Genomic DNA, 13,620 nt, shown 5'->3' with positions numbered 1-13,620 from the left:
CGCGGCGATGTTCGAGCGTGGTGCGGGCCTACCGATCGTCGCGCAGCGTACCGCCGGGCAGGAACGCCCAGGTGCGGGTGACCTGCAGGATCTCCACGCCGTCGTCGGTCTTGGGCAGCGGCGGGAACGGCTGGGCCAGGCGGACCACGCGCAGCGCGGCCTCGTCCAGCAGCGGAGTGCCGCTGCTGCGCAGGATCCGCGCGCTTTCCACGCTGCCGTCGCGGCGCACGCCGACGGTGATCACCACCTGGCCGCCCAGGCGACGCTGGCGCGCCTCGTCGGGATAGTTGAGGTTGCCCACCCGCTCGGCACGGTCCACCCAGGCGCGCAGGTAGTTGGCGTAGGCGTATTCGCGGGTACTGGCCGAGACGAACTTGCGGTTCGGGCGCTTGGCGTACTGCGCCGAGCGCAGGTGCACTTCGGCGGCCAGCCGGGCCATTTCCGCATCGCGCTGCTCGCGCGCGTTCAACGGCGCGTCCGGCCGCGGCTGCTCGGGCTGCGGCAGCGGTTGGGCGCTGGCCACCGGCTCGGTGCTGTTGCGGCTGGACACCACCCGGGTCTGCGGCGGGGGCGGGCTGGCCGCATCCTGGCGCTGCTGTGGCACCGGCGACAGCCCGGCCTGGGGCTGCGGCACGATCCCGGCCTGGTTGTCGCGCGGCCGCTGGGCCTTGTCGTGGTCGCCACCGCCGCGCTGGTTGGCCTGGGCCAGGAAATCGGCCTGCCTGGGGGTCAGCGGGGTCTGGGTCTGGCTGAAGATCACATCCAGGGTCGGCACCAGCGCGGCCTTGTCGCTGACCGCAAAGCCCACGCCCAGGATCAGCAGCGCATGCACCAGCAGCGACAGCGCCAGGGTCGCGCCCAGGCGCTGGGATTCGCGCGCCTGCAGCGGCAGCAGCGGCTCGGCCGTTGCGGTCATCGCGGCAGGCCGGCCTCGATCGCGTCGAACAGCGTGCCGGCGATGTTCAGCCCGTACTGGGCATCCAGTTCGCGCACGCAGGTCGGGCTGGTCACATTGACCTCGGTCAGGTAGTCGCCGATCACGTCCAGGCCGACGAAGCGCATGCCGCGGCGCTTCATTTCCGGCCCGACCTGGGCGGCGATCCAGCGGTCGCGCTCGCTCAGCGGGCGGCCCTCGCCGCGGCCGCCGGCGGCCAGGTTGCCGCGGAACTCGTCGCCCTGCGGGATCCGCGCCAGGCAGTAGTCGATCGGCTCGCCATCGACCAGCAGGATGCGCTTGTCGCCGGCGGTGATGTCCGGGATGAACTTCTGCGCCAGGGCCAGCGTGCGCCCGCCGTCGGTCAGGGTCTCCAGGATCACGTTGAGATTGGGGTCGCCGGTGCCGCTGCGGAAGATCGAGCGCCCGCCCATGCCGTCCAGCGGCTTGAGCACGGCCTGGCCATGTTCGAGCACGAAGGCCTTCAGGTCGGCGTTGCGGCGGCTGACCAGGGTTGGCGGGCAGCACTGCGGGAACAGCAGGGCGGCCAGCTTCTCGTTGAAGTCGCGCAGCCCCTGCGGGTCGTTGACCACCAGCGCGCCGGCCTGCTGGGCCACGCTGAGCACGTGGGTGTCGTAGATGAATTCGGCATCCACCGGCGGGTCCTTGCGCATCAGCACGACCTGGCCCGGACCGAACTCGGTCTGGCCGAACTCGCCCAGGCTGAACCAGTCGGCCTTGTCCTCGCGCACCTGCAGGGGGGCGGTGCGGGCCACCGCCCGGCCATCGCGCAGGGCCAGCCCGCCGGGGCTGACGTAGTGCAGGGCGTGGCCGCGGCGCTGGGCTTCCAGCAGCATCGCGAAGGTGGTGTCCTTGGCAATCTTGATGTGGGCGATGGGGTCCATCACCACGATGACGTTCAACGGCATGGTCGCAACCTGGCGGGCAGGGCGATGATGGTAGCCGGATCGGGGGGGCGTTGCCTGCCCGGCGGGGCGCAACGCAGTGTCCGGCCCGGCCCGGTTTTGCGCAAAACGTGCCGAATCGGTCAGCCCGGCCCCGGCTGCGGCTTGGCTGGCGCGGCGGCGCTTGAAGCCTGCGCCGGGTTTGGGATATAGATACGCTTTCGCAGCGGCGCCAGGCCAAGCAGAAGCGTCGCGCGCTCGGGGAAAGGTAATGACTGAAAACATGGCTGCGGGTGGGGAACTCGCAGGGCTCAGGGTCATGGTCATCGACGATTCGAAGACCATTCGCAGGACCGCCGAAACACTGCTCAAGCGCGAAGGCTGCGAGGTGGTGACCGCGACCGATGGTTTCGAGGCGTTGGCCAAGATCGCCGACCAACAGCCGCAGATCATCTTCGTGGACATCATGATGCCGCGGCTGGATGGGTACCAGACGTGCGCGCTGATCAAGGGCAACCAGCTGTTCAAGTCGACCCCGGTGATCATGCTGTCCTCCAAGGACGGCCTGTTCGACAAGGCGCGCGGGCGCATCGTCGGCTCGGAGCAGTACCTGACCAAGCCTTTCACGCGTGAAGAACTGCTGGGTGCCATCCGCACATACGTCAACGCCTGACCAGGGGGAAAGGCACAATGGCTCGAATCGTTCTGATCGAGGATTCACCGACCGACCGTGCGGTGTTCACGCAGTGGTTGACCAAGGCCGGGCATGAGGTTCTCGAAGCGGACAACGCCGAGGACGGGCTTGCGCTCGTCCGCGCGCATGCGCCGCAGCTGGTGCTGATGGACGTGGTGCTGCCGGGCATGAGTGGCTTCCAGGCCACCCGCGCGATGGCACGCGACGCGGCGATCAAGCACATCCCGGTGATCATCGTCAGCACCAAGGCGATGGAAACCGACAAGGCATGGGGGCTGCGCCAGGGAGCGGCCGACTACATCGTCAAGCCGCCGCGCGAGGATGAACTGATCGCGCGGATCAACCAACTGGTGGTCTGATGCGCTCTCCTTTCGACATCCTGGAGGTCTACGAACGGCGCAGCCTGGCCCATGCGGTGCAGCTGCCCGAACGGCAGTTTTCGCAGGACCTGTGGCGTGGCGTGGGCTACCGGGTCGGCAAGCGCCACCTGGTCTCGGATTTCCGCGAAGTGGTGGAAATCGTGCCGATGCCGCCGATCACCCCGGTGCCCGGCGCCCAGCCGTGGTTGCTGGGCGTGGGCAACCTGCGCGGCAACCTGTTCCCGGTGGTCGACCTGAAGTACTTCATGGAAGGCGAGCGCACCGTGCAGCAGGAAGGCCAGCGCGTGCTGATCATGCGCCAGGCCGGCGGCGACGTCGCGCTGACCATCGATGAACTGTTTGGCCAGCGCAGTTTCGAACAGGACCAGGACATCGCCGCCGGCGACCTGGCCAGTGGCCGTTACGCCCATTTCGTCGACCGCGCCTTCCATGGCGACGGTCATGACTGGGGCGTGTTCTCGCTGTCGCTGCTGTCCCGCACTCCCGAATTCAGGCAGGCCGCGGCCTGATCGCTGCTGCCTGCCTCACCGCATTGAAGATCGAGGTTGAACCATGAGTACTGCTTCGGATACCGCCAAGGCCGGCAAGCTGGGCTCGGTGGGAACCAATTTCTGGCTCGGCCTGCTGGCCCTGTCGATGATCGTGTTCGGCGTCAACACCGGCGTGGCCACCTGGCAGGGCAGCCGCCTGGCTGGCGCCAGTACCGGCGCGGCCGACCTTCAGGTGCTGTCCCAGCAGCTGGCCAACCAGGGCCGTGAAGCGGTCTCGGGCAACGCCCAGGCGTTCACCGCGTTCAAGGACACCAAGACCCGCATCGAAAGCACGGTGAGCAGCCTGCAGGGCCGTTACGGCAGCGAAGCCAACGTATCGGGCCCGCTCAACCAGCTCGGCCAGACCTGGGAACCGCTCGGCAAGAGCGCCGCCCAGCTGGTGGCCAGTGAGCCGGCGGTGCTGGCCCTGGCCGGCAACGCCAACAACTTCGTCAACGGCGTGCCGGCACTGCAGGCGCAGCTGAACGAGGTGGTGCGCGCGATGTCGGCCGGTGGCGCCCCCGCCTCGCAGGTGTACAACGCGCTGCAGCAGGTGGTGGTGGTCGGCTCGATGGCGCGCCGGGTGACCGAAATGCGGGCCGGCGGCGCCAATGCCGCCGCGGCCGGCGACGCGCTGGCGCGCGACTCGGTGGTGTTCACCCAGGTGCTGGAAGCGCTGCGCAACGGCAACGAGGAACTTGGCATCAGCCCGGTCCGCAATGCCGGCGCGCTGTCGGCGCTGGAGCAGTCGCAGAAGCAGTGGGACACCATGAAAAAGGACGCCGACGCGATCCTGGCCAGTTCGCGCCAGCTGTTCTCGGCGCAGTCCTCGGCCGCGGCGCTGACTGCCGGCTCGGGCAAGATGCTCGATGACAGCAAGAAGCTGTTCGAAGCGTTCTCCTCGTTCGGTTCGGTGCGCGATACGCGCCTGTTCCCGAACTTCTGGCTGGGCGTGATCTCCGGCGCGCTGTCGCTGATCGCCATCATCGGCTTTGTCAGCAGCACCGTGCGCAGCCGTTCGCGCGAACAGGACCTGCGTTACCAGACCCAGGTCGAGTTCAACAGCCGCAACCAGCAGGCGATCATGCGGCTGCTGGATGAAATCAGCTCGCTGGGCGAGGGCGACCTGACCGTCAAGGCTTCGGTGACCGAGGACATGACCGGCGCGATCGCCGACGCCATCAATTACGCCGTGGACGAACTGCGCCACCTGGTGACCACCATCAACGACACCTCGGCCAAGGTCGCGCTGTCCACCCAGGAAACCCAGGCCACCGCGATGCAGCTGGCCGAAGCGGCCGGCCACCAGGCCAACCAGATCACCTCGGCCTCGGACCGCATCGGCGAAATCGCCTCGAGCATCGAGCAGGTCTCGCGCAACTCGGCCGAATCGGCCGAGGTGGCGCAGCGTTCGGTGGTGATCGCCGCCGAAGGCGCCGGCGTGGTCCGCGAGACCATCCAGGGCATGGACCAGATCCGCGACCAGATCCAGGAAACCTCCAAGCGCATCAAGCGCCTGGGCGAGTCTTCGCAGGAAATCGGCTCGATCGTGGAACTGATCAACGACATTTCCGAGCAGACCAACATCCTGGCCCTGAACGCGGCCGTGCAGGCCGCTTCGGCCGGCGAGGCCGGCCGCGGGTTCGCGGTGGTGGCCGACGAAGTGCAGCGCCTGGCAGAGCGTACCTCCGGCGCGACCCGACGGATCGAAAACCTGGTCCAGGCCATCCAGGCCGATACCAACGAAGCGGTCAGCTCGATGGAGCAGACCACCGCCGAAGTGGTATCCGGCGCGCGCCTGGCCGAGGACGCCGGTACCGCGCTGACCGAAATCGAACGGGTCTCCAACGCGCTCAACAACCTCATCAAGAACATCTCGATCGCCGCCCAGCAGCAGTCGTCGGCCGCCTCGGACATCACCCGCACCATGGGCGTGATCCGGCAGATTACCGGCCAGACTTCGCAGGGCGCGGGACAGACCGCCGAGTCGATCGGTCATTTGGCACAGCTGGCGGCCGACCTGCGCCGCTCGGTTGCCGACTTCAAGCTGCCGGCGTGAGCCGCGGGCAGGGCGGAGAGGGAAGGAATAAGCAGATGATGCATCGCGAGAAATCACAGCACGACACGCGCGCCCACCTGCCGGGAGTTCCGGCATGAGCACGCTGCGCGATGCCATGAGCCATGCCGCCCTGGGCTGGGTCAAGCCGGAGCTGGACGAGACCCTGCGCCAGGTGCGCAACGAGGTCGAGTACTACGCCGAAGACCCGGCCGACGGCAGCCGCATGCGCTTCTGCGCCGGCTACCTGCATCAGGTGCAGGGCACCTTGCGCATGGTCGAGCTGTATGCGCCGGCGATGGTGGCCGAAGAACTGGAGCAGCTGGCCAACGCCATCGGCGCCGGCGAGGTGCCCGACCGCGATGAAGCCTGCGCCACCCTGATGCGCGGCAGCGTGCTGCTGCCCGACTACCTGGAACGCCTGCAGAACGGCCATCGGGACATCCCGATCGTGCTGCTGCCGCTGCTCAACGACATCCGTTCGGCGCGCGCCCTGCCGGGCATCAATGAAAGCGTGCTGTTCGCCTTCGCCCCGGACAGCGCCAGCGCCACCGAAGCCGAGCTCGACCACGCCCGCGGCAGCCTGAGCGGACGCAACCGCGAACTGCTCGACACCGTCGGCAACGCGGTCAAGGAAGAGCTGCTGCGGATCAAGGACGCACTGGACCTGCACCTGCGCACCGGCGGCGAGCCGGCCCAGCTGCAGACCCAGGTCAACGAACTGGGCGCGGTGGCCGACACCCTGGGCATGATGGGCCTGGGCGTGGCCCGCGGCGTGGTCGTGCAGCAGCGCGATGCGCTGCGCAGCGTGGTCCAGGGCGAGCAGGCCATTGATGAAAGCCTGCTGCTGGATATCGCCGGCGCGCTGTTGTACGTGGACGCCTCGCTGGACGACCAGGTCGCCCACCTGGGCGCCGGCGGTAGTGGCGAGGACGATCCCAGCGCGGTGGAAAACCGCCGCACCGTGGAGGTGCTGGCGCATGAGGCGATCGCCAATTTCGCCGCGGCGCGCGAGCATTTCGTCGCCTTCATCGAAACCAACTGGAACCACCAGCAGTTGCAGGAAGTGCCGCGCCTGCTCGGCGAGGTCGCCGGTGCGCTGCGCATGCTGGATCTGGCCACCCCGGCCGATTACCTGCAGGGCGTGCGCCAGTACATCGCGGTGGAACTGATCGACCGCCAGCGCGTGCCCAGCGGGCGCCAGCTGGACACCCTGGCCGATGCCATGGCCAGCCTGGAGTACTACCTCGAAGCCCTGCGCGAACGCCGCCCGGGCCGCGAGGAAATCCTCGACATCACCCGTACCAGCCTGGAAACGCTGCGCTACTGGCCGCTGCCCGATGCGCATGCCGCTGGCGTCGATGCCAGTGCCGCGGCGCTGCCGGTGGCTGCCGAGCGCATCGACCTGCCCCACTGGGACGCCGCATCGGTGGAGACGCTGCCGATCCCGGTGACCCCCGGCGCGCCGCCGCCGGGCAGCGTGCCACCGGCGCTGCCGGATTTCACCTTCGAGCCGCTGCCGGCTGCGGTCGATGCCGACGCCGATACCCCGGCAACGGTTGCACCCGCCGCGGCCGCTCCGGTCGCCCTGGTGTTCGACGCCTCCACCGCACCGGTCGCGCCCGACGCGCCGCAGTGGACGCTGTCGCGCCCGAGTGAACGCGACGACGCGTTGCCCACCTTCGCCCACTTCGATCCGGTCGTGGCCGAAGATGCCGTGGCTGCCACGCACTGGGATGCACAACCAGCGCTGCATGCCGCGCTGGATGCGCTGGACGCCAGCGCCGAGCCTGCTGCCGAGGAGGCAGCGCCGGTCGCGCACGTCGACACGTTCGTCGCCGACAGCGCCGGCTTTGATCCGGTCGCTGCCGAACACGACGACCTGCAGATCAGCGACGAGCCGATCGAGTTCAGCGTCGACGAGGCACTGCACAATGCCGGCGATGTGTTGTCGCTGCAGATCGATGACGGGCTGGACAGCGATGCCGCGCCCGAACTGGACGTGCAGAGCCTGCCGCCGTTCCTGCGCGGGCAGATCGAGCCGGTGGCCGGGCAGGCTGCCGACATCGCCGATGCCGCCGGCGCGCATGACGCCGAAGCGGCCGCCGCCGACAGCACCGAACCGGCCGCTGCCACCCCGGTCAACAGCGTCACCGGCGTACATGCCGCGGTGATCGGCAAGATCGAACTGGACGACGAATCGGCGCGTTTCCTCGCCGAGCTCGATGCCGCCGCCGCGCAGTTCAGCACCGAGCCGCTGCCGGCTGCGGCCGTCGATGCCGGCGTGGTCGAGCCGATCGACAGCATCGAGGCCGGCTTCGAGGACGATGGCGAGAACATCGACCAGGACATCCGCGAAGTCTTCATCGAAGAATTCGACGAAGAGCTGGTCAACCTCGGCAACCTGTTGCCGGTCTGGCGCGCCGCGCCGGACAACCTGGACCGCCTGCGGCCGATCCGCCGCGTGTTCCACACCCTCAAGGGCAGTGGCCGGCTGGTCGGCGCACGCACCCTGGGCGAGTTCAGCTGGAAGATCGAGGGCATGCTCAACCGCGTGCTCGACGGCAGCCGCGCGGCGACCCCGGCGGTGGTGGCGATGGTCGGCCAGGCCTATGAGGTGCTGCCGCAGCTCAATGCCGCGTTGCGCGACGGCAGCCGGGTCACGGCCGACCTGCAGGCGATGCAGGCCATTGCCGACCGCGTTGCCGCCGGTGAGGAAACCTTCCACGTGCCGTTGCAGCGCGCCGCGCCGGTTGCCGTTGCCGCCGAGGTGGCCGAACCGATCGAAGCGGCCGGTACCCCGGCCAATATCGACGAGGTGCTGCGCGAGATCCTCGAAGCCGAGGTGGACACCCACCAGGCCACGCTGCAGGCCTGGTTGCAGGATGCCCGCGTGGCCGCGCAGCCGGTCACCGACAGCCTGCTGCGCGCCGTGCACACCATGAACGGCGCGTTCGCGATGACCGACGTGCCCGAGATCACCGCCGTCACCGGCGCTGCGGAAAGCTATATCAAGCGTTCGTTGGCGGCCGATGCCACGCCCGACGCCGACGGCGTGGACGCGCTGGCAGCGACTGCTGCGGCCATTGCCGCCACCATGACTGCGCTGCAGGCCGACGCGCCGCGCATTCCGGTGCAGGCCACGCTGGCCGCGCGCCTGCAGGCGCTGGCCGACACCTTGCCCGAAGCGCGCTGGCCGGCGCTGGATGCCGATGACGCATTGGACGACGAGGACGGCTTGGTCCAGGACGAGGGCGACCAACCGGCTGCCACCGACGGTGCTGCCAGCGATGCCGCCGATGCACTGGCCACGTGGCCGCAGGCCGGCGGGCAGGGCGACTACGCCGACACCAGCGGCGATGCGCCGCTGCCGCAGGCCGACGCCTTGTCCGTGGTCGACTTCGATGCCGATGCCGATGCCGATGCGCATGCCGTTGCCGACACCGCCGGTGTTGCCGGTGTTGCCGACGCGGACAACGATGCGCTGCTGGTCGGCGAGCTGACCGGCAGTGATGACCTGTCGGCCTACTTCGACGCCGATCTTCCGGCCAGCCAGCTTGACGGCAGCGACGCTGTCGCGGCTGCCGCAGCGCCGCTGCCGCCGGCCGCCACCGGGGCGGCCACGGCCGAGGGCCTGGAAGCGGTCGAACTGACCGGCGCCGAAGACCTGTCGCGCTTCTTCGAACACGCGTTGCCGCTATCCGATGCGACGCCGGCTGCGGCTGCCGAGGATGGCGCGGCCGGCATCAGCCCGGAGAGCACGGCCCAGACCCAGGCCGCCGCCGAATCGACCGCCGATACCGCTACCGAGACGCTGCCGGCCACGCATGCCGATGCCGAGCCGTCGTCGCCGGTTGCCACGCTCAACCCGTGGTCGGGTGCCGGCGTCCTGGCCGATGACAGCGCGGTATCCGCCGCGGCCCCTGCTGCGGCCGATGCGCCGGCGGCCGAGCCGCAGCACGGCGGTGCAGACAGCGCCGACCTGGACGCTGCCGCTGCCGCTGCGGAAGTAGACGCCGATGCCGATGCCGACAGCGACCGTCAGGCGCTGGAAGAAGCGCTGCCGCCGGTACCGTCCTTCGGTGAACCAGTGGATGCACAGCAGGCACTGGATGACGGCCTGACCGTGGTCGATGCGCCGGACGCCGACTTCGACAGCCTGCTTGGCCTGGAAACCGGCGATACCGCCGACCTGGATGCACGCACCGAAGCCGATGCCTTCGCCGAATCGGCCGCGGACCCGGCCGACAGCGCAAGCGACGCCGAGACTGAAGCCGAAGCAGAAACCGCTACGCCGTCGCCGTTCTTCGAACTCGAAGACGCGCCGCTGCCGGCCGGCAGCGGCACGGCCGCGCTGGTCGCCGTCGCTGCGGTTGCCGCAGCGACGGTGGATGGCGCCGCACCGACGCCGGCCGCTGCGCCGGACGAGGACAGCGACCCCAGCGAGGCGCTGGACTTCAGCGTGCTCGACCAGGAATTGGTCGACATCTTCGTGGAAGAAGGCAAGGATCTGCTCGACCATTGCGATGGCCTGATCAGCGAGCTGCGTGCCGCGCCGCAGGACCGCGACGTGATCGCCGGCCTGCAGCGCGACCTGCACACCCTCAAGGGCGGGGCGCGCATGGCCGGGATCAACCCGATCGGCGACCTCGGCCACGGCATCGAGTCGCTGCTGGAGGCGGTGGCCGCCAACCGCACCGACATCGATCGCAGCGACGTCCACCTGCTCGAACGTGGCTTCGACCGCCTGCACCAGATGCTGACCCGCACCGGCCAGCACCGCAGCGTGGTGATGCCCGAGGACCTGATCGCCGCGTTCGAACAACGCACCCTGGGCCGGGTGGTACCGGTACCGGCCGAGCTGGCCGAGGAGGCCGCACCGGTGGTGGTGGATGCCACCGTCGCCGATGCCCCGCTGTCGGCCCCGCTGCCGCTGGATGTGGCCACCGACGAGGACAGCCTGGCCCGGCCGCAGCAGGAACAGGTGCGGGTACGCGCCGACCTGCTCGACCGCCTGGTCAACCATGCCGGTGAAGTGGCGATCTACCGCTCGCGGCTGGAACAGCAGTTGGGTGCCTTCCGCGGCGCCATGGGCGAACTGGACCGCACCAATGCCCGTCTGCGCGACCAGCTGCGCCGCCTGGACCTGGAAACCGAGGCGCAGATCGTCGCCCGTTACCAGCGCGAACAGGACCAGGCCGACCACAAGTTCGATCCGCTGGAACTGGACCGCTTCTCCACCCTGCAGCAGCTCAGCCGTGCGCTGAACGAGTCCGCCGCCGACCTTGGCGGCCTGCAGGGCGTGCTCGACGATCTGTCGCGCCAGTACGACGTGCTGCTGCAGCAACAGTCGCGGGTCAGCTCGGAGCTGCAGGACGGCCTGATGCGCGCGCGCATGGTGCCGTTCGACGGCCTGGTGCCGCGCCTGCGCCGCGTGGTGCGCCAGGCCGGCCAGGACACCGGCAAGCAGGTCCATGTGATCCTGGAAGGCACCCACGGCGAACTGGACCGCAACGTGCTCGACCGCATGGTCGCGCCGCTGGAACACATGCTGCGCAACTCGGTCGCCCATGGCTTGGAAACGCCGGAACAACGCCGCGCCGCCGGCAAGCCCGAGGAAGGCGAGATCGCCATCCGGCTGCGCCGCGAAGGCTCGGAAATCGTGCTGGAAGTGGCCGACGACGGCGCCGGGCTGGACCGTGAGGCGATCCGTCGCCGCGCCGAACAGCGCGGCCTGGTCGAAGCCGGGGTGGAACTGGCCGAAGCCGAACTGGACGCGATGATCTTCGCCCCGGGGTTCAGCACCGCCGACCAGGTCAGCCAGCTGGCCGGCCGGGGCGTGGGCATGGACGTGGTGCACAACGAAGTGCGCCAGCTCGGCGGCTCGGTGGACATCCACTCGGTGCGCGGCCAGGGCGTCACCTTCACCCTGCGTCTGCCGCAGACGCTGGCGGTGACCCAGGCGGTGTTCGTGCAGATCGGCGAAACCACCTTCGCCGTACCGGTGGCCTCGGTCAGCGGTATCGGCCGGATCTCGCGCGAGCGGTTCGAAACCGCCGGTGGCTACCACTACGGCGGCGAAGAGTTCGCGCTGCACGACCTGGGCACGCTGATCGGCCAGGGCCAGGCCCGCGCCGAAGGCCAGGCCCAGGTGCCGCTGTTGCTGGTGCGCGCCGGTGACCTGCGCGCCGCCGTGGCGATCGACCAGGTGCTGGGCAACCGCGAAATCGTGGTCAAGCCGGTCGGCCTGCAGATCGCCTCGGTGCCGGGTATCTACGGCGCCACCATCACCGGCGATGGCCGCGTGGTGGTGATCCTCGACGTTGCGCCGCTGGTGCGCCGCTTCGTGGCCAACCCGCACAAGCCGATCGCCATGACCGCCCAGGTCAGCGACCGCCAGGCACCGCTGGTGATGGTGGTCGACGATTCGCTGACCATGCGCAAGGTGACCGGGCGCATTCTGGAGCGCCACAACTTCGAGGTGGCCGTGGCCCGCGATGGCGTGGAGGCACTGGAGCGGCTGGAGGAGCGGGTGCCCGACCTGATGCTGCTGGACATCGAAATGCCGCGCATGGATGGCTATGAACTGGCCACCACGATGCGCGCCGACCCACGCTACAAGGATGTGCCGATCGTGATGATCACCTCGCGCAGCGGCGACAAGCACCGTCAGCGCGCCTTCGAAATCGGTGTCCAGCGTTACCTGGGCAAGCCGTACCAGGAACTGGACCTGATGCGGAACGTGTACGACCTGCTGGGGATTGCCCGTGTCCGTGAATGACCTGCCTTCGCTGTTGCCGGTGGCGCTGCTGGCCCGGGTCGGGCCGGCCCGCGAGCGCCTGCGTGAGGCGCTGGTGTTTGCCGGTGCCAACGTGGTGCTGGAAGAAGACCCCAACACGCTGGACGTGCAGACCCTGCGCGATGCCGCACCGGGCGCGGTGCTGATCGCGCTGGAACCGGCGATCGAGGATGCGCTGGAACGGCTGGACCCGGTGCTGGCCGCACCGTCGCTGACGGTGATCTTCGACGAGGCCGAACTGGCCGCCCGCCGCGAGGGCTGGGAAGCCCAGCGCTGGGCGCGGCACCTGGTGGCCAAGCTGCACGGCCACCACGACGTACTGCCGCCGGGTTCGGAGCAGGACGGCCTGCTGCAGCCCGAACCGGGCCTGCCGGTCACCCCGGCGCAGCTGCATGCCGACGCCCCGCTGGAGTTCCATGTCCGCGAGGCGTTCGACGCGGCGGCGGAGGTGCCTGCCGATGGCCTGTACCAGGCCCCCGGGGCGCTGAGCGAGCCGGTCTCGCTGGAAGAAGCCCTGGCGGCGCTGCAGACCAGCGCCACTCCGCCGCCGGCAGCAGCGGTGCCACCACCGGTGCCCTCGGCCGCGGCGATCCTGGCTGCGGCGCCGCTGGGCGACCACAGCAGCTGGTCGCTGGTCGACGACGATGCAGCGGCACCGCCGCCTGCCGCCGCCGCGGAGCCGGTATCGCCGTCAACGGCAACGGCATTCGACCTGGAACGGTTGTCGCTGGTCGAGCTGGAACCGCAAGGCCAGGCCGACGGCGCCGCCCCCGGTGCGGTGCTGGTGCTGGCCGGTATCGGTGGCCCGGACGCGCTGCGCCGGCTGCTGGCCGCCCTGCCGGCCGCGCTGGCGGCGCCGGTGCTGGTGCATATGCGCCTGGACGGCGGCCGTTACGGCAACCTGGTCAAGCAGATGGCGCGGGTGTCGCCGCTGCCGGTGCTGCTGGCCGAAACCGCACAACCGGTCCTGGCCGGCCATGCCTACATCCTGCCCGACGACATCGGGTTGGAACTGCGCGGCCGCAGCCTGTATTTCAGCACCGATGCGCAGGGCATCCAGATCGACGCCCTGCCGCCGGCGCACAGCGGCGTGGTGCTGCTCAGTGGCGCCGATCCGACGCAGGTCGAGCCCGTGCTGGCGCTGGCCGGCGCCGGCGCCTGGGCGGCCGGGCAGGTTGGCGAAGGCTGCTACGACCCGACCGCGGCCAGCGCCGTGGTCGCCGCCGGCATGGAGGCGGGCGAACCGCAGCAACTGGCCGCCGTGATCGCCGAACGCTGGGGCGTGAGCGAGTGATCGCCGCGCCGGCACCCACAAGGACACA

General features: G+C 69.8%; 8 protein-coding genes. 6 read left to right on the top strand and 2 right to left on the bottom strand.

The features are described 5' to 3' along the window. Positions 1 to 28: 28 nt before the first annotated feature. On the bottom strand, positions 29 to 916 hold the full coding sequence (locus AC3ITM_RS14385; protein ID WP_489265917.1) for an energy transducer TonB family protein: 888 nt from the start codon (positions 914 to 916) through the stop codon (positions 29 to 31). Then, complete coding sequence (gene gshB, locus AC3ITM_RS14380) at positions 913 to 1,863, bottom strand: glutathione synthase (RefSeq protein ID WP_489265915.1); 951 nt, start codon at positions 1,861 to 1,863, stop codon at positions 913 to 915. The genes AC3ITM_RS14385 and gshB overlap by 4 nt, the downstream gene beginning before the upstream one ends. Before the next feature lie 247 nt (positions 1,864 to 2,110). On the opposite strand from gshB, the gene pilG reads away from it, so the two are divergent. The 6 genes from pilG to AC3ITM_RS14350 all read left to right on the top strand — a co-directional run bounded on the left by pilG (position 2,111) and on the right by AC3ITM_RS14350 (position 13,592). Then, entirely contained in the window at positions 2,111 to 2,512 is a 402-nt protein-coding gene (gene pilG / locus AC3ITM_RS14375; protein ID WP_017356958.1) for a twitching motility response regulator PilG, read from the top strand. A gap of 17 nt (positions 2,513 to 2,529) precedes the next feature. Further along, positions 2,530 to 2,892 (top strand): response regulator transcription factor, encoded by a 363-nt coding sequence (locus AC3ITM_RS14370; protein WP_489265914.1) that lies wholly within the window; start codon positions 2,530 to 2,532, stop codon positions 2,890 to 2,892. Beyond that, positions 2,892 to 3,422, top strand: coding sequence for a chemotaxis protein CheW (locus tag AC3ITM_RS14365; RefSeq protein ID WP_228884148.1), 531 nt, complete (start codon positions 2,892 to 2,894; stop codon positions 3,420 to 3,422). Before AC3ITM_RS14370 ends, AC3ITM_RS14365 begins: the two co-directional genes overlap by 1 nt. 43 nt (positions 3,423 to 3,465) lie before the next feature. Then, the gene (locus AC3ITM_RS14360; RefSeq protein WP_489265912.1) at positions 3,466 to 5,502 is read left to right on the top strand and encodes a methyl-accepting chemotaxis protein; all 2,037 of its coding nucleotides are present in this window, start codon (positions 3,466 to 3,468) and stop codon (positions 5,500 to 5,502) included. A gap of 94 nt (positions 5,503 to 5,596) precedes the next feature. After that, positions 5,597 to 12,280 carry an Hpt domain-containing protein gene (locus AC3ITM_RS14355; RefSeq protein ID WP_489265911.1) on the top strand — a complete coding sequence of 2,228 codons (6,684 nt, stop codon included), beginning with the start codon at positions 5,597 to 5,599 and terminating at the stop codon, positions 12,278 to 12,280. Further along, positions 12,267 to 13,592 carry a chemotaxis protein CheB gene (locus tag AC3ITM_RS14350; RefSeq protein WP_489265909.1) on the top strand — a complete coding sequence of 442 codons (1,326 nt, stop codon included), beginning with the start codon at positions 12,267 to 12,269 and terminating at the stop codon, positions 13,590 to 13,592. Before AC3ITM_RS14355 ends, AC3ITM_RS14350 begins: the two co-directional genes overlap by 14 nt. Positions 13,593 to 13,620: the final 28 nt, after the last annotated feature.

Source organism: Stenotrophomonas sp. KH_029 (assembly GCF_057839765.1).
The sequence above is the reverse complement of the archived record's forward strand: the minus strand, read 5'-3'. Positions and strand labels throughout refer to the sequence as shown.

Coding starts and splice junctions, on each gene's coding strand:
- AC3ITM_RS14355 (WP_489265911.1), top strand. CDS start 5,597: ATGAGCACGCTGCGCGATGCCATGAGCCATGCCGCCCTGGGCTGGGTC.
- AC3ITM_RS14370 (WP_489265914.1), top strand. CDS start 2,530: ATGGCTCGAATCGTTCTGATCGAGGATTCACCGACCGACCGTGCGGTG.
- AC3ITM_RS14385 (WP_489265917.1), bottom strand. CDS start 916: ATGACCGCAACGGCCGAGCCGCTGCTGCCGCTGCAGGCGCGCGAATCC.
- pilG (WP_017356958.1), top strand. CDS start 2,111: ATGACTGAAAACATGGCTGCGGGTGGGGAACTCGCAGGGCTCAGGGTC.
- AC3ITM_RS14365 (WP_228884148.1), top strand. CDS start 2,892: ATGCGCTCTCCTTTCGACATCCTGGAGGTCTACGAACGGCGCAGCCTG.
- gshB (WP_489265915.1), bottom strand. CDS start 1,863: ATGCCGTTGAACGTCATCGTGGTGATGGACCCCATCGCCCACATCAAG.
- AC3ITM_RS14360 (WP_489265912.1), top strand. CDS start 3,466: ATGAGTACTGCTTCGGATACCGCCAAGGCCGGCAAGCTGGGCTCGGTG.